The organism is Pseudomonas sp. GZD-209 (assembly GCF_049310485.1).
In the GTDB taxonomy this organism is placed as follows: Bacteria; Pseudomonadota; Gammaproteobacteria; order Pseudomonadales; family Pseudomonadaceae; genus Aquipseudomonas; species Aquipseudomonas sichuanensis.
The window spans coordinates 59,831-84,799 of the sequence record NZ_JBMOWQ010000052.1; the positions used below are offsets into that span (position 1 = coordinate 59,831).

Consider the following 24,969-nt stretch of genomic DNA (forward strand, 5'->3'; position numbering starts at 1 on the left):
TAAGGCTTGGTACGAAACCTGCCTGACTGTGGTGCGACACAGCGAACATCTCAATAGGAAGAGAGAAGAAGAACTATGATCAACATCGCACTCAAGGCCTTCACCCCGGCCACCCTGGCCCTGCTGCTGGCCCTGCCGACCACCGTTTCGGCCAAGGAAGCCGAGCAACAACAGAAGCTCGCCAACGTGGTGATCCTCGCCACCGGCGGCACCATCGCCGGTGCCGGTGCCAGCGCCGCCAACAGCGCCACCTACCAGGCCGCCAAGCTTGGCATCGACAAGCTGATCGCCGGCGTGCCGGAACTGGCTGACATCGCCAACGTGCGCGGCGAGCAGGTCATGCAGATCGCCTCCGAAAGCATCAGCAACGACGACCTGCTCAAGCTGGGCAAGCGTGTCGCCGAGCTGGCCGACAGCAAGGACGTCGACGGCATCGTCATCACCCACGGCACCGACACCCTGGAAGAGACCGCCTACTTCCTCAACCTGGTGGAAAAGACCGACAAGCCGATCGTGGTGGTTGGTTCCATGCGCCCGGGCACCGCCATGTCCGCCGACGGCATGCTCAACCTGTACAACGCCGTGGCCGTGGCCAGCGACAAGCAGAACCGTGGCAAGGGCGTGCTGGTGACCATGAACGACGAGATCCAGTCCGGCCGCGATGTGAGCAAGTCGGTCAACATCAAGACCGAAGCCTTCAAGAGCGCCTGGGGCCCGATGGGCATGGTCGTGGAAGGCAAGTCCTACTGGTTCCGCCTGCCGGCCAAGCGCCACACGGTCAACTCCGAGTTCGACATCAAGACCATCAGCAGCCTGCCTGCCGTGGACATCGCCTACGGCTACGGCAACGTCACCGACACCGCCTACAAGGCTCTGGCCCAGGGCGGCGCCAAGGCGATCATCCACGCCGGTACCGGCAACGGTTCGGTGTCGTCGCGCGTCGTCCCTGCCCTGCAGGAACTGCGCAAGAACGGCGTGCAGATCATTCGTTCGTCCCACGTCAACCAGGGTGGTTTCGTTCTGCGCAACGCCGAACAGCCTGACGACAAGAACGACTGGGTCGTGGCCCACGACCTGAACCCGCAGAAAGCCCGCATCCTGGCCATGGTCGCCATGACCAAGACCCAGGACAGCAAGGAACTGCAGCGCATCTTCTGGGAATACTGATCCCGGCCTGAACCCGCCGCGGCGCCCGGCCGCGACGGGTTCGCTCGATCAAGCGATGACGATCTGGCCGTCCGCCAGGCCCTGCCCGGCAATGCCCACCAGGGTCACGCTGTCCTTGCCGAAGGTCAGCACCAGGTCATCACCCACCTGGCTCAGGTGATCGCGGAAGTCCCGCGACGCCGTGCCACCGTCCACCCCCATGAACACCAGGCGGTCCTGGCTGCTGAAGTCCAGCACCCGGTCCTGGCCGAAATGGCCGTCGAACAGGAAGGTGTCGCGCCCTGCCCCGCCGCTGAGCAGGTCGTTGCCGGCCCCGCCCACCAGCACATCATTGCCCGCACCGCCCACCAGGCGGTCGTCGCCGCCCAGGCCGAACAACCACTGGCCCTGCTTGCCCGCCACCAGCGTGTCGCCCGCCTGGCTGCCGCTTTGCGAGGCGGCGTAGAGGTTGAGCTTGCCGCTTGAGAGCAAGCCATCGGCGCCAACCGTGTGGCTGACCTCCTTGCTGAAGAACACCAGGCTCGTCTCCTGGCTCACCAGGCTCTCGACGTTGCGCACCAGGCTGATGCCGCCGTCGGCGTCACGCACGTACAGCGTCCCTTGCCCGTCACGGGCAATGCTCAGGTTGGCCAGCGCGTCGCCGAGCTTCAAGGTGTCGTGGCCGCTGCCACCGTCGATCAGGTTGAAACCGCCTTGGTCACGGAAGGTGTCATTGCCGCCGCGCCCTTCCAGGTAGTCGTTGCCACGCCCGCCCTGGATAAGGTCGGCCTGCTCGCTGCCGATGATGAAGGTGCTGCCCTTGTGCGTCTCGGCGTTGCGGTTGAGGTCCTGCACCCAGGTCGAGCCCCGGGTGACGTCGGACAGGTTGCTGACCACGATGGTCGAGTCGCGGCTGGTCCACTGATAGAAGCTGGAGTCCAGCACCCGGCCCAGGCCGTCGGTATAGGCCGCCGGCAGGTGCGACAGCCAGGTGGCGATGTTGCCGATGGAGTACGGCAGCAGGTTCCAGGCGTCCGAGGCGTAGTGGTCGTTGAAGTTGACGATGTTGTCGGTGGCCGAAGCCTTGGCACTGTCATGCACGCCCAGGGTGCCCCAGGTTACCGACGTGCCGTCGAGCGCACGGAATACCGGGTCGTTTTCGTAGCCGATGTTGAGCACCTTGTCGGGGTTTGCCGCCTGGGTGGGCGAGGCGAAGGCAACGTAGCGCGCGTCCTCAAAGAAGCCACCCCAGCGCGCACCGCTCAGGTCGGCCAGGCTGTTGACCGCCAGGCCGCCCAGGCTGTGGCCGCTGACGGTAATGTCGGCGCCGCTCAGGCCGTTGGCCTTGGCGAAGGCCGCGACGTCACCGAGCAGGCCATCGAAGGCCTTGGCCGCGTAGTCGCGGGCATAGCCGGCCGGCCCCAGCGCCGCCAACAGGTCGTTCACCGCATCGCCCAGGGTGTCCCCCAGCAGGTTCTCGCGGGGCCCGCTGGTGCCGCGGAAGGCGATGCCGATCCCGCTCAGCTGGCCATTGGCGTCGTAGCGCCCGAGGATTTCCACCTGGGCACTGGTGTAGCCCGGCGTTTCCCCGTGGAAGGTACCGCGGGCGTCGGTGTGGCCGTTGTAGCCCAACTGCGCGGCGCTGATCGGCGCCCAGCCGGCGGCCTTCACCTGGGCCAGCGCCTTGGCTTCGGAATCGGGGTTCCACGGGATGCCGGGGATCACCCCCTGGCTGTCGCTGCCGCCGATCAACGCCTTGACCAGCGTGGCCGGCAGGCCCAGGCCGAAGCCATGTTGCTGGTAGCCGGCGGCAAAGCCGTCGTCGATGCCATGGTAGGCGTACATGGCCAGGGCCATGGCGTCCTGGTAAAGCGCGCCGGAGGCGGCGCTGTCGAGCTGCTTGTAATCGAATACGGGCATTAGTTGACGTCCTTGTTGCAGGTAGGAAAAACGCCCCAGCGACATCGTCCACTGACACGACTGACAGGCGAAGGGCCAAGTTCGCACGGGGCTCGTCCCCAGGTCCAACGCCGTGCCTGGGGCTACCCTGCCAAAGGTGCGGGCATAAAACCTGTACATACATACAGATAAAACTTGCCTGCCCGCCCTGCCTTGCGCATCCTAGTGCCCCATCTCCAACGATGAAGCGTTGCCGGCCATGCGCCTCTTTCTCTGCGAAAAACCCTCCCAGGCAAAAGACATCGCCAAGGTGCTCGGCGCCCAGCGCCGTGGCGATGGCTGCTGGCAAGGCACCGACGTGTGCGTCACCTGGTGCATCGGCCACCTGCTGGAAACCGCGCCGCCAGACAGCTACGACGAACGCTACAAGCGCTGGTCCCTCGATGACCTGCCGATCATCCCCGACAAGTGGAAGATGACGGTCAAGCCCAAGACCGCCAGCCAGTTCAAGGCGGTCAAGCGCCTGCTGGGCGAGGCCCGCGAGCTGGTGATCGCCACCGACGCCGACCGCGAGGGCGAGATGATCGCCCGCGAACTGGTCGAGCACTGCCGCTACCGTGGCCCCATCCAGCGCCTGTGGTTGTCGGCACTGGACGATGCCTCGATCCGCAAGGCCCTGGGGCGCCTGCTGCCCGGCCAGGAAACCTTCAGCCTGTACCACTCGGCCCTGGGCCGCTCGCGTGCCGACTGGCTGATCGGCATGAACATGAGCCGCCTGTTCACCCTGCTCGGCCGCCAGTCCGGCTACCAGGGCGTGCTGCCGGTGGGCCGGGTGCAAACCCCGACATTGCGCCTGGTGGTGGACCGCGACCGCAGCATCGCCGATTTCGTGCCTGTGCCGTTCTGGGCCATCGACGTGCAGCTGGAAAGCGCAGGCCAGGTGTTCAATGCCCAGTGGCGCGCACCGGAAGACGCCTGCGACGACCAGGGCCGCTGCCTGCAACAGGCGTTGGCGCAGCAGGCTGCCGCCGCCATGCAGGCCGCAGGCACGGCGCGGGTGCTCAAGGTTGCCACCGAGCGCGTGCGCGAAGCAGCGCCGCTGCCCTTCGACCTGGGCACGCTGCAGGAGCTGTGCTCGAAAAAATTCGGCCTGGGCGCCCAGGAGACGCTGGACATCGCCCAGGCCCTGTACGAAACCCACAAGCTGATCACCTACCCGCGCAGCGACAGCGGCTACCTGCCGCTCAGTCAGCACGGCGAGGCACCGGCGATCCTCGCCGCCCTGCAGCGTGCCGACGCCAGCCTCGCACCGCTGCAAGCGCATCTTGAGCCCCAGCGCCGCTCACGGGCGTGGAACGACCAGAAGGTCAGCGCCCACCACGGCATCATCCCCACCGCCGCCGCCAGCGACCCGGCGCGCCTGCCGCCCAAGTACAAGGCGGTCTACACGCTGATCCGCGCCCGCTACCTGGCGCAGTTCCTGCCCAACCACGAATACGACCGCACCCAGGCCGAGTTCGACTGCGCCGGGCAAGCGCTGCGCGCGGTGGGCAAGCAGATCGTCGAGCCGGGCTGGCGCCGCGCCCTGCCCGAGGCACTCACCCCGGCCAAAGGCCGCGAAGCACCACCGGCTCAGGTGCTGCCCGCGCTGCGCGAAGGGCAGGACTGCGCGCTGCATGATCTGCAACTGAAAGACCTGTGGACCCAACCGCCCAAGCCGTTCACCGAGGGCGACCTGATCAAGGCGATGAAGAACGTCGCCAAGCTGGTGGATGACCCGCTGCTCAAGCAGAAGCTCAAGGAAACCACCGGTATCGGCACCGAGGCCACCCGCGCCAGCATCATCCAGGGCCTGCTCGATCGGGGTTATCTGGTCAAGCATGGCAAGGCGCTGTCGGCGACACCCGCGGCGTTCAGCCTGATCGATGCCGTGCCCCGCGCCATCGCCGACCCCGGCACCACGGCCATCTGGGAGCAGGCGCTGGACATGGTGCAAAGCGGTGAGATGAGCCTTGAGGAGTTCGTCGCCCGGCAGTCGGCCTGGATGGGCAAGCTGGTGCAGCGCTGCGCGGGGATGCGCCTGAACATCAGCGGCCCGCCCCTGGCGCCGGGTGGCAAGGGTGCGCCGTGGAAGAAGAAACGTGGGGGGGGCGGCAAGCGCAAGGCGGAGCCAGGGGCGGCCAAGGCCACAACCCCGCGCCGGCGCAAGACTGCCGGCAAGTCATGAACCATCGCGGGGCAAGCCCGCTCCCACGGTTTGGACTGCCCCCAAGAAGTTGGACACCCATCCAACCCTTGAGGAGCAGTTCATAACGTGGGAGCGGGCTTGCCCCGCGATAGGTTGGCGAAACTACCTCAACCCTCGGCAGCCTCGCGCTTCAAGCGCGCCCGGCGGGCCATGATGTTGAGCATCTCGATCACCGTCGAGAAGGCCATGGCGGCATACACGTAGCCTTTCGGTACATGGGCGCCGAAGCCTTCGGCGATCAGGGTCATGCCGATCATGATCAGGAAGCCCAGGGCCAGCATCACCACGGTCGGGTTGTCGTTGATGAACTTGGCCAGCGGGTCGGCGGCCACCAGCATCACGATCACGGCGCTGATCACGGCGATGATCATGATCGGCAGGTGCTCGGTCATGCCCACGGCGGTGATGATGCTGTCGATCGAGAAGACGATGTCCAGCAGCAGGATCTGGAAGATCGCCGCGGTGAAACCAATGGTCACGGTGCTGCCGAGCTTGGACTCTTCCTTGGCGCCATGGGGGTCGACACTTTCATGGATCTCCTTGGTCGCCTTCCACAGCAGGAACAAGCCACCGGCGATGAGGATCATGTCCTTCCACGAGAAGGTGTGGCCGAACACATCGATCACCGGCTCGGTCAACTGGACGATCCAGGCCACGGTGCTGAGCAGCGCCAGGCGCATGACCAAGGCCATGCTGATGCCGATGCGTCGCGCCTTCGAGCGGAACTCCTCAGGCAGCTTGTTGGTAAGGATCGAGATGAAGATCAGGTTGTCGATACCGAGTACGACCTCCATGGCCACCAGGGTGGCAAGGGCAACCCAGGCGGTGGGGCTAGCGGCGAGTTCCAGCAAATATTCCATTGGTCAGTCCTGCTTCGGGTCCGGTGGGTCAGATGTCTTGGGTGTCTTTCTTGTCGTCTTCGGCCTTGGCCTTCTCGCCATCGCTGCCGATGGCGTCGCTCAGCGCTTCCTGGGCGGCGTCGTTGGTCTTGTCGATGGCCTGCTTGGCCGTTTCGGCGGCCTGGTCGAGCATCTGCTGGGCGGACTTCTCGGCCTGGTCGCAGCCGCTCATGGCGAACAACGCCAGGGCCAGTACCAGGGGTGTACCGATGGATTTGAGTTGCAACATGGGGTCCTCGCTTGTCGATATCCGTGCGGCGCGCGGTGCGCCTGATGGGGTCGCATTCTAGAGGGGCTGAAACATCCGGAAAATTCGTATTTTCAGCTGATATACTTCGGTTTTTACGAATCCGGAAACGCCATGCTCAACTACCGCCAGCTTCATTACTTCTGGGCTGTAGCAAAGACCGGGAGTATCGCCCGCGCCAGCGAGCAACTGAATCTTACGCCGCAGACGATCAGCGGGCAGATCAGCCTGTTCGAGCAGACCTGGAACCTGGAGCTGTTCCAGCGCGTCGGTCGTCAGCTGGAGCTGACGGAGACCGGCCGCCAGGCACTCACCTATGCCGAGCAGATGTTCCAGATCGGCGGCGAGCTGGAAGCCATGCTGCGTGCTGGCCCTCAGGAGCAGATCCTGTTCCGCGTGGGGGTGGCCGACGTGGTGCCCAAGTCCATCGTTTACCGCCTGTTGGCGCCAACCATGGAGCTGGACGAGGTGCTGCGCATCAGCTGCCGCGAAGACAAGCTCGAGCGCCTGCTCGCCGACCTGGCGATCCAGCGCCTGGACCTGGTGATTTCCGACAGCCCCATGCCCAACCACCTGGACATCAAGGGTTACAGCCAGAAGCTCGGGGAATGCGGCCTGAGCTTCTTTGCCACGCACACCCTGGCCGCACAGCTCGACAAGCCCTTCCCCGCCTGCCTGGACGATGCTCCGCTGTTGATTCCCGGCCAGGAAACCGTGGTGCGCAGCCGCCTGCTGCGCTGGCTGGCCGAGCAGCAGGTGCAGCCGCGCATTGTCGGCGAGTTCGACGACAGCGCGCTGATGCAGGCCTTCGGCCAGTCCGGCAGCGGCATCTTCGTCGCCCCCAGCGTGATCGCCGAAGAAGTGTGCCGCCAGTACGGGGTGCGGCTGATCGGCCAGACCGAGGCGGTGAACGAGTCGTTCTATGCCATATCGGTGGAGCGCAAGGTCAAGCACCCGGGCATCGTGGCGATCACCGAGGGGGCCCGGCGGGAGTTGTTTCACTGGTGAACACATCGCGGGCGGTTCGGCGTCCCGACAAGCCCGCTGCCACGCGACCTGGATAGCCCGAACGCCCTGCGTGGGAGCGGGCTTGCCCCGCGATAAGTGGCAAACCTGGCTGTGGTAAAGTGCGCGGTTCATTCGTCCCGAGATTGCGCTGCACATGACCCCCGTTCTTCGCCTCATCAACCGCACCGGCCTGGTGACGCAGATCTGCATCGGCCTGGTGGCCGGCATCGCCCTGGCCCTGCTCGCGCCCTCCGTGGCCCGTGACCTTGGCTTTCTTGGCAAGGTGTTCGTCAGCGCCCTGAAAGCGGTTGCCCCAGTGCTGGTGTTCATCCTGGTGATGGCCTCGATCGCCAACCACCGCCACGGCCAGGAAACCCATATCCGCCCGATCCTCTGGCTGTACCTGCTGGGCACCTTTGCCGCGGCAGTGGTGGCCGTGGCCGCCAGCCTGCTGTTCCCCTCGCAGCTGGTGCTGAACACCAGCGAAGCCACGCTCAGCGCCCCCGGCGGCATCACCGAAGTGATGCAGAACCTGCTGCTGAGCGCCGTCGACAACCCGATCAACGCCCTGCTCAATGCCAACTTCATCGGCGTACTGACCTGGGCCATCGGCCTGGGCATTGCCCTGCGCCATGCCAATGACACCACCCGCACCGTGGTCGAGGACTTGTCCAACGGAGTCACCCTGATCGTGCGCGTGGTCATTCGCTTCGCCCCGCTGGGCATTTTCGGCCTGGTCAGCTCGACCCTGGCGCAATCCGGCCTGCAAGCGCTGCTGGGCTACCTGCACCTGCTGGGCGTGCTGATGGGCTGCATGCTGTTCGTGGCCCTGGTGATGAACCCGCTGATCGTGTTCTGGAAAATCCGCCGCAACCCGTACCCGCTGACCCTGCTGTGCCTGCGCGAAAGCGGCATCACCGCGTTCTTCACCCGCAGCTCGGCGGCCAACATCCCGGTCAACCTGGCACTGTCGGAAAAGCTCGGCCTGCACGAGGACACCTACTCGGTGTCGATCCCCCTGGGCGCGACCATCAACATGGCCGGCGCGGCGATCACCATCACTGTGCTGACCCTGGCGGCCGTGCACACCCTGGGCATCCCGGTCGACCTGCCCACCGCCGTGCTGCTCAGCGTAGTGGCGGCGGTCTGTGCCTGCGGCGCCTCGGGCGTGGCCGGTGGTTCGCTGCTGCTGATCCCGCTGGCCTGCAGCCTGTTCGGCATTCCCAGCGAGATCGCCATGCAGGTGGTGGCGGTCGGTTTCATCATCGGCGTGCTGCAGGATTCGGCCGAAACGGCGCTGAACTCTTCCACCGATGTGCTGTTCACCGCCGCCGCGTGCCAGGCCATGGAGCAGCGCAACGCCTGATAGGGCCCTTCCGATCTAACCCCGCTCCCACGCTTTGGACTGCCCCCAAGAAGTTGGACACCCGTCCAACCCTTAGAGGAGCAGTTTTCATAGCGTGGGAGCGGGCTTGCCCCGCGATGTGTTCGGCGATTGCTTAAGCCAGGCACTTTACCTAGGCTAGTGGCCTTTTCCTCGCAATGAGACAGGGCCATGTCTGAACACGAAAGCACTGGCGAAGGCCGCTTCAACAGCACCGAAATCCGCGTCCTCGGTTCGTTGATCGAAAAGCAGGCCAGCAACCCGGAAACCTACCCCCTGACCCTCAATGCCCTGGTCCTGGCCTGCAACCAGAAAACCAGCCGCGAACCTGTCATGAACCTCTCCCCCGGCCAGGTTGGCCAGGCCCTGCGCGCCCTCGAAGGGCAGAACATGGCCCGCCTGCAGATGGGCAGCCGTGCCGACCGCTGGGAACAGCGGGTGGACAAGGCGCTGGAGCTGGTCCCGGCGCAACTGGTGCTGATGGGCCTGATGTTCCTGCGCGGCCCGCAAACCCTGAACGAACTGCTGACCCGCAGCAACCGCCTGCATGATTTCGAAGACGTCGACCAGGTCCAGCACCAGCTGGAGCGCCTGATCTCCCGTGGCCTGGCCCTGCACCTGCCGCGCCAGGCCGGCCAGCGTGAAGACCGCTACACCCACGCCCTGGGCGACCCGGCGGAGATCGAGGCGATCCTCGCCGCGCGTCAGCAGGAAGGTGGCGCACGCAGCAGTGCCGGCAGTGTCTCGCAGGAGCGCATCGAAGCGCTGGAAGCACGGATCGCCGCGCTGGAGGAGCGCCTGGCTCAGCTGGAAGGCTGAGGTCAGGGCTTGAGTGCTTCGGGGAAGTTGCGACAGCTCTTGCGCTCGGCCATTTCGCGCTCGCTGGGGCGCTGGTCGACAAACACGGTACGGCCATCGGCGTAGATTTCCAGGTAGCCCCAGTGCAGGTCCTGCTCTTTCTGCCCGGGCTGGGGTGGCACGAGCCACCAGGGTTCGCGGCTGATCAGGGTCATGGGTAAGGTTCCGAAATAGGCCTGCCCTTCATGATAGCCACTGCCACACCAACGCAATCGCGGGGCAAGTCGCAGCGGCGCACCGCCGCTCCCACGCTTTGGACCACCGCCTGGAAGTTGGAGACTCATCCAACCCTTGAGGTGCAGTTCATAGCGTGGGAGCGGGCTTGCCCCGCGAAGAGGCCGGAACAGGCTTACGCCGGCGCCGAAGTCCGGATCAGGTGATCGAACGCCGCCAGCGAAGCCTTGGCGCCCTCGCCCACGGCGATGACGATCTGCTTGTACGGCACCGTGGTCACGTCACCGGCAGCGAACACGCCGGGGATGCTGGTCTGGCCCTTGGCATCGACGATGATCTCGCCACGCGGCGACAGCTCGACCGTGCCCTTGAGCCAATCGGTGTTCGGCAACAGGCCGATCTGCACGAAGATGCCTTCCAGCGCCAGGTCATGCACTTCATCGGTGCTGCGGTCCTTGTAACGCAGGCCGGTCACCTTCTCGCCATTGCCGATCACTTCGGTGGTCAGCGCGCGGGTGATCACCGTGACGTTCGGCAGGCTGTGCAACTTGCGCTGCAGCACCGCATCGGCGCGCAGTTGGCTGTCGAACTCGATCAGGGTCACCTGGGCGACGATACCGGCCAGGTCGATGGCCGCTTCCACACCGGAGTTGCCACCGCCGATCACCGCCACACGCTTGCCCTTGAACAGCGGGCCGTCGCAGTGCGGGCAGTAGGCCACGCCACGGGCGCGGTATTCCTGCTCGCCCGGCACGTTCATTTCGCGCCAGCGGGCACCGGTGGCCAGGATCACGGTCTTGGCCTTGAGCGAGGCGCCGCCGGCCAGGCGTACTTCGTGCAGGCCACCGTCAGTGGCCGGGATCAAGGCTTCGCCGCGCTGCAGGTTCATGATGTCGACGTCGTACTGCTTGACGTGCTCTTCCAGCGCCGTGGCCAGTTTCGGCCCTTCGGTTTCCTGCACCGAGATGAAGTTCTCGATGGCCAGGGTATCGAGCACCTGGCCGCCGAAACGCTCGGCGGCGACACCAGTACGGATGCCTTTGCGTGCCGCGTAGATGGCTGCCGCGGCGCCAGCTGGGCCACCGCCGACCACCAGCACATCGAAGGCGTCCTTGGCGTTGATCTTCGCGGCCTGACGGGCGCCGGCACTGGTGTCGATCTTGCCGAGGATTTCCTCAAGGCCCATGCGCCCCTGACCGAACACTTCACCATTCAGGTAGATACTCGGAACGGCCATGACCTTGCGGCTTTCCACTTCATCCTGGAACAGCGCGCCGTCGATCGCGACGTGGCGCACGTTAGGGTTGAGCACCGCCATCAGGTTCAGCGCCTGGACCACATCCGGGCAGTTCTGGCACGACAGCGAGAAGTAGGTTTCGAAGGTGAACTCACCCTGCAAGCCCTGGATCTGTTCGATCACTTCGGCGCTGGCTTTCGAGGGGTGGCCGCCGACCTGCAGCAGCGCCAGCACCAGGGAGGTGAATTCGTGGCCCATGGGGATGCCGGCAAAGCGCAGGCTGATGTCCGCCCCTGGGCGATTCAGCGAGAACGAAGGACGACGGGCGTCAGTGCCGTCCGCGCTGAAGGTAATGAGGTTCGACAGGCCGGCGATTTCCACCAGCAGGTCGTGCAATTCGCGGGACTTCGCGCCGTCGTCGAGGGAAGCGACGATCTCGATCGGCTGGGTGACCCGCTCCAGGTAGGTTTTCAGTTGCGATTTAAGCGTGGCGTCCAACATACGGGCGATTCCTTTTTCAAACTTCGGATACAAAAACGCCCAGGCGAGGTCGCCCGGGCGTTTGACGGGGCAGTGAGTACTTCAGCTTTGGCGGCTGCTCACCGCCCGCGATTGGCACATGGCCTTAGATCTTGCCAACCAGGTCCAGCGACGGCGCCAGGGTGGCTTCGCCTTCTTTCCACTTGGCCGGGCAGACTTCGCCTGGGTGAGCGGCGACGTACTGGGCGGCTTTGACTTTGCGCAGCAGCTCGGCAGCGTCACGGCCTACACCACCGTCGTTCAGTTCGACGATCTTGATCTGGCCTTGCGGGTTGATCACGAAAGTACCGCGATCGGCCAGGCCGGCTTCTTCGATCAGCACGTCGAAGTTGCGCGAGATGATGTGGGTCGGGTCACCGATCAGCGGGTACTGGATCTTGCCGATGGTGTCCGAGGTGTCGTGCCAGGCTTTGTGGGTGAAGTGGGTGTCGGTGGACACGCCGTAGATCTCGACGCCCAGCTTCTGGAACTCGGCGTAGTTGTCGGCCAGGTCGCCCAGCTCGGTCGGGCAGACGAAGGTGAAGTCGGCTGGGTAGAAGAACACGACGGACCATTTGCCTTTCAGGTCGGCTTCGCTGACCTGAACGAACTCGCCCTTGTGGTAGGCGGTGGCGGTGAACGGTTTGACCTGGCTGTTGATGATAGGCATGTGCTGCTCCTTCATGGGATGAGTAAGTTGATGGAGGCCATCCTATCCAAGCGATGGCGCAATGGCTCATTGGCAAACCTCATGTTGCTGATTGGTTTTGGCTATAACGTTGCTCAATCAATAGATCTTTTGATTACTACGCGGGCCACATACGCCTACGGCAGAGGCCGCACGCCCCAGCTCGAAATCCAGCCAGCACGCCTGATGTTCGGCGCCGCCCCAACTGATGCGCAGCCGCCCGCGCCTGGCCTGGCTGCGTATCTGAACCTGCCCTCCCTGGCCAACCACCCCCACCTCGTTACCCGTTTCATCGAATACCTGGGCACCGAACGGCAAAGCCTCGCCCCCCGTGCGCTCGGCAAGCAGCACATGGAAATCTCCCGCGCGCGTGGCAAAGCGCAGCAGTGGTGCAGCCCCGGCCCTGGGCACCACGTTGTGCCCGGCAACCAAGAGTTCGGTAGTGCGCGGCATGCCTTTGGGATCGATCTCGACGGTGTTCACGCTGTAGGGTGCCAACGATGGCAGCACTGCATAACCTCGACGGTCAACCCGCGACTGGGGCTGTTGCCGAACCCGTGCGGCTGTGGCACCGGGCGCGTGGATGATGGCGAAGCTTTCGCCCAGCGTCGGTGCTGCCGTCACCCCGCCGGCATGGGCCACCACTGCGCCGCGCGCGCCCAAGGCCAGGTGGCGCTGGTCACTGCGACTGCCCAGCGCGATGGCAAGGTCGCCGGCGCTGCCTCGGTAGCGCAGATTGCCATCGAGGCCGACCGGGTCGGCTGCCGCTGCCTGGTATTGTGCCGCCAGCCCATAGCCCCACTGCGCCTGCTCGCCGGCACGGGAACTCCAGCGCAGGCTGGTACTGGTATGCCGCCGCGAATCACTGCTCACGGCGCTGCTCAACAGATCGCGGCGGCGCTCGCCGAGCGGCATGCTGAGGGTCAGGGCGATGGTCCGCAACGGCTGGCCATGCTCGCTGCGCTGGCGCCCGATGTTCAGGCCATAGGCCATGGCAGCAAAATGGTTGTTGTAGCCGAGTCGGTAGTCGGTACCGCCCTGCCCCGACCAGCTGCGCGTGCCGTTGACGGCAAAGCTCAACCGGCCGACGCCAGGGCCCAGGGCCTGATCGAGAGAGAAGCTGGCGCGCCAGTGGTTCGGGTCTGAATGCCGACCGCGGCGCGCCTGGGCGAACTGATCGAAACCAAGATAGCCGGTACTCTGACTGCGGCTGATGGACGCCTCCAGGCGTGTCGCCGTGTCGGTCAATTCCTGTCGCCAGTTCAAGCGCACGGCTTGCCCCCGTCGATCGGTCTCGGGACTGGGCGCCGCATCTGCGTGATAAGCGGTCAGCCCCACTGCGCCAACAGCGGTGTTCAGGGCAACGCCCAAGGCGCCGCCCAGATAGTCTTCGGCCATCCAGAGACCGCCATGGACGCTCAAACGATCATCCAGGCCTTGCTGCCAGCTGCCTTGGCCGAACGCGGGACCAGTGCGACCGTAGCCATCCAGCCAGTGGCCGCCAGCGAAGTCGAAGCGCCTGGCGCCTGGGCGCAATGCCAAGGGGGCCGCCTGGAACGGCACGCTGAACACTGTCACGCTGCCGTCCGCCTCCTTGAGCGTGACCTCCAGGTCGTCACTCAAGCCGCTGGGATAGAGGTCGTCGATTTCGAACGGCCCGGGGGGCACGCTCGATTCGTGCAGCAGCACCCCACGCTGACGAATACTCACCAGCGCCGTGCTATTGGCCACGCCGCGCACCGTGGGGGCATAACCCCGCCGCGATTGCGGCAGCATGCGCTCGTCACTGCCTAGTTGCAGGCCTCGGAACGCACTGGCCGCGAAGACATCCGAACTGCTCGCGGCATCGCCAAGGGTCAGTTGCGCCGACAGGGCCGGCAGGTCGCGTCGTACCGAGGTCATGCCGCGTTGGTAGCGGGTCGGGGTGTCGTCCGCCCCCTGCAGGATGCCATCGTGCCGCCAGTACCAGTCACCGGTGTTGAGCCCGCCGCGCAGGCCGAGGAAACCTCGATAGGCAGTGCCCTGCCGATGTGCCATTTGCTGCTGGTGAAGGTTCAGGTCGTAGTTGACGAAACCCGCGCCAACCCCGCTGTCCCACTGCCGCGAGTCCACTTGGTCGACGGGGCGCCGGCTCAGATGCTGCCGGGCGATGCTCAGTGCCAGCCGCAGTTCGCCGTAGGCAAGCGCCTCGCTGGCTTCCAGGCCCAAGGCGGGCAGCGCCAGGCAATCACCTTCTTGCGCCAGCAGTGCCCGCTTCGCCGGCGCCAATCGCAGCAGATCGACGCCCAGCGCCTCGAGCAGCTCGCGCCCATAGCACGGAGTGGGCTGCGTAGCGCCTGGCGGCGTGCGCAACGCTACCCGATAGCGGCCCACCCACCGCTGGTTGAGCGTTACGTCAAGGCTCACCTCGCCCTCAGGGATGACGCTGGCCCCCTCGAAGCGCTGCAAGTCGCTCGAGGTCCCCTGGCGCAGCATCCGTGAGTCGAACTCCACCGGGGCGGCCAGGCTACCGGCTGGAAGCGCCAGCAGGCCGGGCAGTAGCGCGCGCGCGCATGCCACGCCTGTGATCCGCGCGCTCAATGACGCACCACCGCAGTGGCCGCTCGCTCCGCGCCGTGGTCATCGATGGAGGAGTACTCCACCTGGTTCGCCACAGGAGGCTCTTCTGCCAGCCCCTCGATGGCGAAGCGCGTCTGCGAAAACGGCAGCACATGCCTCGGTTGTGCCTGCCAGGATCGGCCCTGGTGGCTAACGGCAACACGCCCGAGATTGATGACATAGGCCCCAGGATTGTCAGCCTCGAGCTGCCAGCGCCGACCTTCGCGCACCCAGCGCCAGGAAAGCGCGCGATGAGCATCGGCCACCGTCCCGGGCAGGGATTGTGGACGGAAGAACAGCTTGATGCGCGTACGCAGCGCAACATTGATCTGGTTGCCGGCGCCCTTGGGCGCTATCTCGAGGACATTGAGCCAATACAAGGTTTCACGGTCGGTGGGCATCGACGCGCCGTTGTGGAACAGGCGCAGGCTCTGGCTGGTGCCGGGCTCGAGGCGAAACAGCGGCGGCATCAGGCTGAATGGCACCTGCGGATCCTGGGTATCGGCCATGGCCACCCCGTCGTCGATCCAGGCCTGCACCAGCGCTGGCCGTTCACCCAGATTGCGCAGGCTGACGGTAACTTCGGCCTGCTCGGCGGGATAGACGATTCGGGTGGTGGCGATAACCACACTGGCCTGGGCCTGGCCTACGGCCAGCAGCCAACCTGCCAGCAGGACGCGCCGACAGGCCGTGGAGAAAGTCTTCATGTTCAAGGCTCGCGCACAGCGTTGCGGTGTAGCCCCCGCAGGGGCTACCAGGGGGCAGACTCAGAGGTACTCGAGCGAGTAGCGGACGTTGGTCGAGACCAGCCCCGGGGTGGTCGCACCCAGCGAGAAGTAGCGAGCGGTGTAGTTGAGGATGGCGTTGCCGTTGACGATATCGACCCGCTGGGAGCTCTGATTGCCTCTGCCACCGGCCAGGTTCATGGGCACGCGGGCACTGTTGAGCAGTTGCACGTCGACACTGGTGGCGGCGCCCGAGCCCGCATCGACCGTCAGCCGGCCTGCAGGGTTCACGGTGGGGCCCGGCTCGAAGTAGGTGGACACCTGGCCGACATGCGAGCACTGGCTCAGCACCAGGCTGAAGGTGCGCTCGCCAGCGGTCTGGCCCGCTTGGCGCAGATCGTAGGTGCTGACTTCCGGCAGGTTGACCTGCACATCGTTGTCGCCGCCGTTGATGACGCAGGTCGGGCCAGCCACGCTGCCACTGAAGCTGATCAGCCCTTGATCGGCTTGTGCAACCCCTGCCATCAACAGCCCGCTGCAGGTGCCCAGGATGATATTGCGCAATACATTCATCTGATAATTCCTAAGTCAAGTTGACCTGGCAACGCCAGGCCGACGCCGCGTACGCGGCACCCGGCGAGTATTGATGACCGCCGAGGTGATGACCGTAGGAAAGATGTGGTGATGCGGGGCGCACTGCACGCCCGCAATGTAGGAAGATTCGCCACAGAGCCGATTCCTCGCCCCTGTGGCGTCTGGCAGGCGTCAGCGCGTGACGGTACGCATGGTGACGAACTCTTCGGCCGCCGTCGGGTGCACGCCGATGGTCTCGTCGAACTGCTGCTTGGTAGCGCCGGCCTTCAGCGCCACGCCCAGGCCCTGGATGATCTCGCCGGCATCCGGCCCGACCATGTGGCAGCCCAGTACCTTGTCGGTGTCGGCATCCACCACCAGCTTCATCAGGGTCTTTTCCTGGATGTCGGTGAGGGTCAGTTTCATCGCCCGGAAGCGGCTCTCGAAGATCTGCACCTTGTGCCCAGCCTGCAGCGCCTGCTCTTCGGTCAAGCCCACGGTACCGATCGGCGGCTGGCTGAACACCGCGGTGGGGATGTTCTGGTAATCCACCGGGCGGTACTGCTCGGGCTTGAACAGACGACGGGCCACGGCCATGCCTTCGGCCAGTGCCACCGGGGTGAGCTGCACGCGGCCGATCACATCGCCAATGGCCAGGATGGACGGCGCGGTGGTCTGGTACTGCTCATCGACACGGATGAAGCCGCGCTCGTCCAGTTCCACGCCGGTGTTCTCCAGGCCCAGGTTGTCCAGCATCGGCCGGCGCCCGGTGGCGTAGAACACGCAGTCGGCGACCAGCTCGCGGCCATCCTTGAGGGTGGCCTTGAGGCTGCCGTCGTCGAGCTTGTCGATGCGCTGGATATCGGCGTTGAACTGCAGGTCCATGCCGCGTTTTTCCAGCTCTTCCTTGAGGTGCGTGCGCACCGAGCCATCAAAGCCGCGCAGGAACAGGTCGCCACGGTACAGCAGCGTGGTAGCGGCGCCCAGGCCCTGGAAGATCCCGGCGAACTCGACGGCGATGTAGCCACCACCGACCACCAGCACACGGCGAGGCAGGTCCTTGAGGTAGAACGCCTCGTTGGAGGTGATCGCCAGTTCCTTGCCCGGAATGTCCGGCACCTGCGGCCAGCCGCCGGTGGCGATCAGGATGTTCGCAGCGCTGTAGCGCTGGCCTTCCACTTCCACTTCGTTGGCACCGGTGATGCGCGCGTGGCCGGTCAACAAGGTGACGCCGCTGTTGACCAGCAGGTTGCGGTAGATGCCGTTGAGGCGCTCGATCTCGCGGTTCTTGTTGGCGATCAGGGTGCCCCAGTCGAAGTGGCCTTCTTCCAGGGTCCAGCCGAAACCGGCGGCCTGCTCCAGCTCGTCGGCGACATGGGCGCCGTACACCAGCAGTTTTTTCGGCACGCAGCCGACGTTGACGCAAGTACCGCCCAGGTAGCGGCTTTCGGCAACGGCCACCTTGGCGCCGAAGCCCGCGGCGAAACGCGCCGCACGTACACCGCCGGAACCGGCGCCAATCACGAACAGATCAAAATCGTAGGCCATGTAGTCAGTCTCCTTGGCAGGCGCCCAGCATAGCGCCGTTGCCTGCCACAAACAAAAAAGCCACCCCGAGGGGTGGCTTCAAACCAGCCAGTGCTTATCAGTAAGCCTTGCCGGTCTTGTAGAAGTTTTCGAAGCAGAAGTTGGTCGCCTCGATGTAGCCTTCGGCGCCACCGCAGTCGAAACGCTTGCCCTTGAACTTGTAGGCGATCACGTTGCCTTCAGCGGCCTGCTTCATCAGTGCGTCGGTGATCTGGATCTCGCCGCCTTTGCCTGGCTCGGTCTGTTCGATCTTCTCGAAGATGTCCGGGGTCAGGATGTAACGGCCGATGATGGCCAGGTTCGACGGTGCGTCTTCCGGTTTCGGCTTCTCGACCATGGAATCCACGCGGAAGATGCCGTCCTTGATCTCTTCACCGGCGATGACGCCGTACTTGTTGGTTTCCTGCGGATCGACTTCCTGGATGGCAACGATCGAGCAGCGGTACTTCTTGTACAGCGCGACCATTTGCGCAAGCACGCCGTCGCCGTCGAGGTTGACGCACAGGTCGTCGGCCAGTACCACGGCGAACGGCTCGTCACCGATCAGCGGGCGGCCGGTGAGGATGGCGTGGCCCAGGCCTTTCATTTCGGTCTGGCGGGTATAGGCGAACGAGCACTCATCCAGCAGACGGCGGATGCCGACCAGGTATTTTTCCTTGTCGGTGCCCTTGATCTGGTTTTCCAGCTCGTAGCTGATGTCGAAGTGGTCTTCCAGGGCGCGCTTGCCGCGACCGGTGACGATGGAAATTTCATTCAGGCCGGCGTCCAGTGCTTCTTCAACGCCATACTGGATCAGTGGCTTGTTGACCACCGGCAGCATTTCCTTGGGCATGGCTTTGGTAGCGGGCAGGAAACGAGTGCCGTAACCGGCTGCCGGGAACAAGCATTTCTTGATCATATACGTCCTTAACGTAGGGCTTTGCGTACGAATTCGGCGCAGTCTAATCAGGCGGAGGTCACCTTACAATGCCCCCCCTGCTGTCTGCCGACGCCATCATAGAGACATCTCAGTGTAGTTAGTTCCGAGGCAACGTGAGAATTGCGACCAACTACCTCTGCAAAGACGGGAGACCCTACCGGTTTTCAGGGTATTTCCTGTTTGCCGGGCATGAAAAAACCACTCACTCATGACTTCAGGTCAAAGGACCTTGGCTCCCCGACACCTTAATCAAAACCTGTGAGTACCGCACACTGCCGCCTATCCGAACGATGCCGCAGCACACAGCCCCGGCATCCCACCACAGGAGCAGCCCCATGAGCATTCCATCCTTCGGCGTTGGCACTTTCCGCCTGACTGGCCAAGCCGTCATCGACTCGGTCAAATCGGCACTGCAGTTGGGCTACCGCGCCATCGACACCGCGCAGATCTACAACAACGAAGCCGAGGTCGGCCAGGCCATCGCCGAAAGCGGCGTGCCGCGCAGCGAACTGTTCATCACCACCAAGATCTGGGTCGACAACTACGCGGCCGACAAGCTGCTGCCGAGCCTGCGCGACAGCCTGGCCAAGCTGCGTACCGACCACGTCGACCTGCTGCTGATCCACTGGCCGGCGCCGGGCAACGGCGTGGAGCTGGCCGAATACATGCAAGCCCTGGCGGCGGCCAAACAAGCCGGCCTGACCCGCCAGATCGGCGTCTCCAACTTCAACATCGAACTGACCCGCCAGGCCATTGCCGTGGTCGGCGAGGGCGAGATCGCCACCAACCAGATCGAGCTCAGCCCTTACTTGCAGAATCGCACCCTGACCGCGTTCCTCAACGAACAAGGCATCACCACCACCTCCTACATGACCCTGGCCTACGGCAAGGTGCTGAAGGACCCGGTACTCGCCCAGATCGCTGCCAAGCACAAGGCCACCGTCGCCCAGGTAGCCCTGGCCTGGGCCCTGCAGCTGGGTTACGCGGTGATCCCGTCGTCGACCAAGCGCGAAAACCTGGCCAGCAACCTGCTTGCCCGCAGCCTGCGCCTGGATGCCGACGACATGGCGCAGATCGCCACACTGGAGCGCAATGGTCGCGAAGTCAGCCCCGACGGTTTGGCGCCGGCTTGGGACTGATCCTCTGAAAAAGCCGCGCGGACGGTGGCCGCGCGGCTGATGCTGCAATTGTTCCGCCGCCTGCAATTGTGAAGTGAGCCGGGCACGGATTTCCCTGCACGACCTGCAGGGCTAGCCTTCAAGCCGTGCACAGCATCCCGCTGACCACTTCAAGCCGAGGAATCGCCCAATGTCCCGCCCTCCACTTCCGCCCTTCACCCGCGAAAGCGCCATCGAGAAAGTCCGCCTGGCTGAGGACGGCTGGAACAGCCGAGACCCCGCCAAGGTCGCACTCGCCTACACCCTCGATACCCACTGGCGCAATCGCGCCGAGTTCTGCCACAACCGTGAAGAGGCCCAGGCCTTCCTCACCCGCAAGTGGAACCGCGAGCTGGAATACCGCCTGATCAAGGAGCTGTGGGCCTTTACCGGCAACCGCATTGCCGTGCGCTATGCCTACGAGTACCACGACGACAGCGGCCAGTGGTACCGCGCCTACGGCAACGAGAACTGGGAGTTCGCCGAGGACGGCCTGATGCGCAACCGCCACGCCAGCATCAACGAGCACCCCATCACTGAAGCCGAGCGCAAGTTCCGCTGGCCGCTGGGGCGGCGCCCGGATGATCACCCTGGCTTGAATGATTGCGGATTCTGACACCTCACGCCACAAGGCCCCCGGCCAATCAATCCAGGGGCCCATGTCGCCGGTATTGCATGCCTGAGGGTTACAACGGGTTTCGGGTGAAGATTTCCTGAGTCAGGGTCTCGACCAGCTCCTGTATCGCCGCATCGCGCTCACCGGCTAACGTGGCGACGCCAGTCAGGTACTCACCCTCGGTACTCACTGTCGCCGCCTCCAGTTGCTCCAGCCGCACATGAAATGGCGCGTCGACCTGTTCGAAGCGCTGCGGGTAGGTGTCGCGCAGGTGCGCCTGCCAGAACTCGCGCTGGGCCACCGATGTCGCCAGGCGCGGCGTTCGTTCCGCCGTCAGTACCTGGCTGCGCACCGCCAGCAGGTTGCGCGGCGACACCTCGGCACTGTTCGGGAAACGCATGTGCAGCGGCTGCCCCGGCAGGTCCAGCGCCTGGGCCAGGCCCACGCGGTATCTCAAGCGCACCTCGACCTCGTCGAAGTCCGCGCCCTGGGCCGTGCGCCAGGCGATTTCCGCAGAGGCCGCGCGATCGACCTCGTCGAGCCGGAACAACGAACGCCCCAGGCGCTGCAGACCCCGTTCGGCGGCCTGCCCCGTCAGCCCGGCACTGTTCAGATGCACCCACGACTGCACCTCGAGCAGGCTGAAATTCATCGCCACACTGTCGGAACAGGTACGCGGATGGCCAGCCAGCTCGAACAACCGCGTGCGCAACTGGGCATTGCCGGCGCAGCCCTCGATCACCATCCAGACCCGCGCAGTCAGGTCGCCGCGCTGAAACAGGAAATCCTCCGTGACGCGCAGGTCGGCGAGCAACTGGAAAAAGTCCCCGGCGCCGGGCTCGTAAGCCAGGCTGTCCCATTGCAGCCCGCGCAACAGGCGCTCGTCCGGCTCCAGCAAGCGCACCCAGGCCTCGCGGTTCTGGGTTTCGCCGCTGCTGTGGCGCACCAGGCGGCGCAAGCGATGCGACTCGGCCTGCAGGAAAGCGCTCAGCCGCGCCTCACTGCGCAGATCCAATGGATTGTCATGCAGGAAGATCCGCTCGATGCTGCGTGCCGGCATGCCGAAGAAGGCATCATCGAGGCTGACGATGCGATTGTCGCGCAGGTCGGCGTATTCCAGGCTCGGCAGGCGCGCCAAGCCCTGCGGTATACCGGTCAACCCCGTGCCGCGCAGGCTCAGGTGGCGCAGCCTGGTCAGCCCGTCCAGGCGCGGCGCGGCAACCAGCGGATTACGGTTCAGGTTCAGCTGCCGTAACTGCCCCAGCCGCTCCAGGCGCCGGGTATTCTCAGGCCCGAGCACAATGCGATTGTCGGCCAGGTCCAGTTCTTCCAGATTGGCCAGCCGCTCCAGCACGACCGGCAGGCCGGTAAGCCGGTTACCGCGCAGATCCAGGCGTTGCAGCATGCCAAAGCGCCCAAGGAACGCCGGGTTCAGATCATCCAGCTCCAGGTTGCGCAGCACCAGACGGGTAACGCTGTCGAAACGGACACTGGCCGGCAGCTCGGGCAGCCCGCCCAGTCCTTCCCCCTCGATACTCATGAAGATCTGCTCGCCATTCAACATCAGCGACTGGCGACGCCAACTGCGCAACAGGTATTTGGCCATACGCTTGCGCGCCCGCTGCTGCGAGCGCCCCAGCGCCCCCTGGCGCCATGCCGTCAGGTGTTGCTCGAGCTGCGGAAGCTGGCGTTGCAGCGCGGTGACATGGTCCCAAAGGTTGACCTGCCGCCGCAGCTGTTCAGCGATGTAGGCGCTGAGGTCGGTATCGGCGAATTCGGGGTAGATCTGCCGCAAGGCATGGCGCAGGGCCTGCCGTCCGCCCTCGGCGCGACCACTCAGCGGATAGCCCAGGCGCCCGTCGCCCAGGCGCACCGGCGGTCGAATTCCACCGCCCACCGGGGCCAGGCCTATCAAGCCAGCAGCGGCTTCACGCTGGCTGACGGCCCGGGCAAGCATCAAGTCGGTCAATTGCCTTTCACTGAGCGGGGCACCCGCCAGGCTCAGTTGCTGCACCGGGTCCATGTGCAGCAGCAGCGCCTTGACCAGTGAGCCCTGCGCCGTGGCAGTGGCGGGCGCCAGACCGTCTGCGGCAACCGCCAGGTAGCCCTCTGCGCCCTTGACGATACGCCGCGCATCGGCGGCATCCGCCCTGCCCAGCGCCTGCAACAACGGGCCATCGACCTGCCCATCGTGCAACGTCACGCGAACATCGTCAGCCCAGGGCGACAGGCTGTCGAGCAGCCCGAACGCCAGACGCTCGCCATCGGCATTGATCGCCGAGGCCTGGCGCAGGCCCGCACAGGCACGGTCCAGACGGCTGTCACGCAATGCCCAGCGCGCTTGTTCGGCGAGCGCCAGCGGAACCCGCGATTTGTTGAGCATCTGTTCGCGTTGCTGGCTGCTGGCCTGCTCGACGATCTCTTCGGCGCATCGCGGGGTCAGCCCGGGAAAGTCCCGACGCAGCAGTTGCGCGGCCTCTCCAACTGGCGCCTGGCGTGCTGCCAGGGCGGCTTCGAAGGCCGCCCCGCGCAAGCCAGGCTGCTGTTCATACAGGCGCTGGCGCTCCAGGGCATCGAGCAGGCGGGCTGGCGCGGGCGCGCCTTCAAGATGCAGCCGGCGCAGCCGTGCTTCGTCGAACCCCGTGGTCTCCAGCACTTGGGCGATGGTCGGTTCCGGGGTCTCGGCCAGATCACTGCCCAATCGGCGCAGCAACCGTGCGCCCTGCCAGTGCTGGGGGCTCTCCAGCGCATGGTTCCAGGCGCCGGCGCCATTGTCGCGCACGGTCACCGGCAACGCTGCGGGCCGCTGCGGATGGCGCAACTGCCAGGTGTCGCTGGCGGCATGCCGTTGCACGGCAAAACTGCCGTCGTGGGTACGCACATGTTTCCAGGTGAAGTTGTCGATCACTTCACCCAGCGCATCCTCCTCGCTGTGCTCGACCTTGTAGCCATCCAGCTCGGGATGACACAGCCGGGCCTCGCCGTCGGCCCCCACCACCGGCACCAGCTCATCGACGAAACGCATGCGCTGCAATGTCTTGCCCAGCGCGGCGCCGCCGGCCATCAGCAGCGCATTGGCCGCGACATTTTCGGCCACGCCGAACAGGTGGTTCAAGGCACCTTCGCGGTCGCCGATCTGCCAGTCCTCGTACCCCTCATAGACCTCCTTGGCGATTTCCAGCGCCGCCACGCCCAGCATGGCAAGGCCAAGCCCGGGCACGAACAGCGTGGCAAGGTTGAGCAGGCCCAGGCCTGCGCTGAGGTAGCTTTCGAGGCGCGCACTGCGGCTGCGCCGATCCTCATCGTCGGTCGGTACCGCCAGCACCCGTGCATCGGCCAGGATCTTCTCTACCTGGTCCTGCCGCAGGCGGACGAACAGCTCACCCTCGAAATCAAGGTCTCGCCCGTCCAGTTTGAGGGGAGCCTTGTCGGCCAGCAGCCCCGCGAGCACCCGGTCGAAGGCGATTCGATCGGACTGGGCGAGGAAGCGCCGAAAGAATGCCGGGTAATCGGGCTGGCGAAAACGTTGGGCAAGCGCCTGATACAAGGCGTCCCACGAGGCATGCCGGCTGACCGCACCCTGGGGGTCACCCGGTATCCAGGCGATCACCCCGTCCAGCGCCGCGTCTGGCGCGGGGCTTCGGCGCACTTCCAGGGTGACCACGCCGATCACCCGCTTGCCCAGAAGATAGAGCTGGCGGGCAATCAAGACCGCGGGCTCGGCGGGTACCAACGGCGTCGGCGCAAGCAGCGGTCGCAGCTGGCGGCCGCTCAGGGCATCCAGTTGCCCTGTGGCCAGCGCCAGTTGCACGGCGGCATCGAAGTTGGCGCGGTGCACCTCTTCGAGCTGTTGCTCGACGCGTTGCCGGGCAGCGGCGTCCTCCGGCGCGAAGTGCGCCTTGAGATGGCGCTGGTACTGGCCGCCGACATCGAGCTGACGGCACAACCAGGCGTATTGCTCGGGCTTGAACGCCTCGAGCACTTCACCCAGATCATCGGTGAGCCGGGTATCGGCATGGAACGCCTCGGCACGCAACTCATCCTCGCTGAAGTTGTGCAGCGCCGCGGCCAGCAACGTCTGCTCGGAACGGTGTATCCGCCAGGTCAGCGGCAGGCTGGCGACGGAAGGGACGACGGCCTCGCGCCAGACGTTGAGAAGCTTGGCGCCACGTACCTCGATGTATTCATCGGTGATCAGCGTCATGGCCTCGTCGAGCAGCTTCTCGGCAAACGCCTCCAGCGGCGTGACCACGCCGAGCAACTGTTGCAGGCGATGCTCGGCCTGTTGCTGCAGCGCAAGGGCCTGCTGCAACGCACTGCGCTGCTCCTGGGGCAAGCCGGCCAGCCAGGGTGGCAACCGTTGGGCGATGAGCGCATCGACAGTGACGTGGGGAATGAAAGGATTGTTCATGGTGTCCTCCGAGATCTAGAGGTTCGCAGGACACCATGCTTCAGCCTGCGATCAGCCCTACATAAAGCTCGCCGGC

General features: G+C 65.1%; 19 protein-coding genes. 7 read left to right on the forward strand and 12 right to left on the reverse strand.

Going from position 1 to position 24,969, the window contains the following annotated elements; translation table 11 throughout:
• Positions 1-75: 75 nt before the first annotated feature.
• Positions 76-1,167 (forward strand): asparaginase, encoded by a 1,092-nt coding sequence (locus tag ACO6VM_RS07545; RefSeq protein ID WP_110993900.1) that lies wholly within the window; start codon positions 76-78, stop codon positions 1,165-1,167.
• Between the two features lie 48 nt (positions 1,168-1,215).
• On the opposite strand, the gene ACO6VM_RS07550 is transcribed toward ACO6VM_RS07545, so the two are convergent.
• Positions 1,216-3,066, reverse strand: coding sequence for a polyurethanase (locus tag ACO6VM_RS07550; RefSeq protein ID WP_422403004.1), 1,851 nt, complete (start codon positions 3,064-3,066; stop codon positions 1,216-1,218).
• Between the two features lie 238 nt (positions 3,067-3,304).
• Here ACO6VM_RS07550 and ACO6VM_RS07555 point away from each other — a divergent pair, with 238 nt between their 5' ends.
• Positions 3,305-5,272: a DNA topoisomerase III gene (locus ACO6VM_RS07555; protein WP_422403005.1), complete on the forward strand. Its 1,968-nt coding sequence runs from the start codon at positions 3,305-3,307 to the stop codon at positions 5,270-5,272.
• 128 nt (positions 5,273-5,400) lie between these two features.
• Here ACO6VM_RS07555 and ACO6VM_RS07560 read toward each other — a convergent pair whose 3' ends face one another.
• Together ACO6VM_RS07560 and ACO6VM_RS07565 are read right to left on the reverse strand one after the other, a co-directional pair.
• The gene (locus ACO6VM_RS07560) at positions 5,401-6,153 is read right to left on the reverse strand and encodes a TerC family protein (protein WP_401059312.1); all 753 of its coding nucleotides are present in this window, start codon (positions 6,151-6,153) and stop codon (positions 5,401-5,403) included.
• A gap of 28 nt (positions 6,154-6,181) precedes the next feature.
• The gene (locus ACO6VM_RS07565) at positions 6,182-6,421 is read right to left on the reverse strand and encodes a hypothetical protein (RefSeq protein WP_401059313.1); all 240 of its coding nucleotides are present in this window, start codon (positions 6,419-6,421) and stop codon (positions 6,182-6,184) included.
• Between the two features lie 132 nt (positions 6,422-6,553).
• On the opposite strand from ACO6VM_RS07565, the gene nhaR reads away from it, so the two are divergent.
• From nhaR to ACO6VM_RS07580, 3 genes are all read left to right on the forward strand, one after another.
• On the forward strand, positions 6,554-7,447 hold the full coding sequence (gene nhaR, locus ACO6VM_RS07570) for a transcriptional activator NhaR (RefSeq protein WP_125464751.1): 894 nt from the start codon (positions 6,554-6,556) through the stop codon (positions 7,445-7,447).
• A 154-nt stretch (positions 7,448-7,601) separates the two neighbouring features.
• Positions 7,602-8,813, forward strand: a complete 1,212-nt coding sequence (sstT, locus tag ACO6VM_RS07575; protein WP_422403006.1) for a serine/threonine transporter SstT — start codon at positions 7,602-7,604, stop codon at positions 8,811-8,813.
• Positions 8,814-9,002: 189 nt separating this feature from the next.
• The gene (locus tag ACO6VM_RS07580; protein ID WP_125859358.1) at positions 9,003-9,650 is read left to right on the forward strand and encodes a YceH family protein; all 648 of its coding nucleotides are present in this window, start codon (positions 9,003-9,005) and stop codon (positions 9,648-9,650) included.
• A 2-nt stretch (positions 9,651-9,652) separates the two neighbouring features.
• On the opposite strand, the gene ACO6VM_RS07585 is transcribed toward ACO6VM_RS07580, so the two are convergent.
• The 8 genes from ACO6VM_RS07585 to galU form a co-directional block, all read right to left on the reverse strand.
• The gene (locus ACO6VM_RS07585) at positions 9,653-9,844 is read right to left on the reverse strand and encodes a hypothetical protein (protein ID WP_110993906.1); all 192 of its coding nucleotides are present in this window, start codon (positions 9,842-9,844) and stop codon (positions 9,653-9,655) included.
• A gap of 194 nt (positions 9,845-10,038) precedes the next feature.
• Entirely contained in the window at positions 10,039-11,601 is a 1,563-nt protein-coding gene (gene ahpF, locus ACO6VM_RS07590) for an alkyl hydroperoxide reductase subunit F (RefSeq protein WP_401059316.1), read from the reverse strand.
• Positions 11,602-11,725: 124 nt separating this feature from the next.
• The gene (ahpC, locus tag ACO6VM_RS07595) at positions 11,726-12,289 is read right to left on the reverse strand and encodes an alkyl hydroperoxide reductase subunit C (RefSeq protein ID WP_110993908.1); all 564 of its coding nucleotides are present in this window, start codon (positions 12,287-12,289) and stop codon (positions 11,726-11,728) included.
• 117 nt (positions 12,290-12,406) lie between these two features.
• Complete coding sequence (locus ACO6VM_RS07600; protein ID WP_422403007.1) at positions 12,407-14,866, reverse strand: fimbria/pilus outer membrane usher protein; 2,460 nt, start codon at positions 14,864-14,866, stop codon at positions 12,407-12,409.
• Positions 14,867-14,883: 17 nt separating this feature from the next.
• Complete coding sequence (locus ACO6VM_RS07605) at positions 14,884-15,612, reverse strand: molecular chaperone (protein ID WP_422403008.1); 729 nt, start codon at positions 15,610-15,612, stop codon at positions 14,884-14,886.
• Positions 15,613-15,672: 60 nt separating this feature from the next.
• Positions 15,673-16,203 (reverse strand): fimbrial protein, encoded by a 531-nt coding sequence (locus ACO6VM_RS07610; protein ID WP_422403009.1) that lies wholly within the window; start codon positions 16,201-16,203, stop codon positions 15,673-15,675.
• 192 nt (positions 16,204-16,395) lie between these two features.
• Positions 16,396-17,751: a glutathione-disulfide reductase gene (gorA, locus tag ACO6VM_RS07615; protein WP_401059324.1), complete on the reverse strand. Its 1,356-nt coding sequence runs from the start codon at positions 17,749-17,751 to the stop codon at positions 16,396-16,398.
• A gap of 97 nt (positions 17,752-17,848) precedes the next feature.
• Positions 17,849-18,688, reverse strand: a complete 840-nt coding sequence (gene galU / locus ACO6VM_RS07620; protein ID WP_110993910.1) for a UTP--glucose-1-phosphate uridylyltransferase GalU — start codon at positions 18,686-18,688, stop codon at positions 17,849-17,851.
• Positions 18,689-19,044: 356 nt separating this feature from the next.
• On the opposite strand from galU, the gene dkgB reads away from it, so the two are divergent.
• Both dkgB and ACO6VM_RS07630 read left to right on the forward strand, forming a co-directional pair.
• Positions 19,045-19,848 (forward strand): 2,5-didehydrogluconate reductase DkgB, encoded by an 804-nt coding sequence (gene dkgB, locus ACO6VM_RS07625; protein ID WP_422403010.1) that lies wholly within the window; start codon positions 19,045-19,047, stop codon positions 19,846-19,848.
• 169 nt (positions 19,849-20,017) lie between these two features.
• A complete protein-coding gene (locus ACO6VM_RS07630) occupies positions 20,018-20,482 on the forward strand; it encodes a DUF1348 family protein (protein ID WP_422403011.1) in 465 nt (154 codons plus the stop codon).
• Positions 20,483-20,552: 70 nt separating this feature from the next.
• Here ACO6VM_RS07630 and ACO6VM_RS07635 read toward each other — a convergent pair whose 3' ends face one another.
• Complete coding sequence (locus tag ACO6VM_RS07635) at positions 20,553-24,893, reverse strand: NEL-type E3 ubiquitin ligase domain-containing protein (RefSeq protein ID WP_422403012.1); 4,341 nt, start codon at positions 24,891-24,893, stop codon at positions 20,553-20,555.
• Positions 24,894-24,969: the final 76 nt, after the last annotated feature.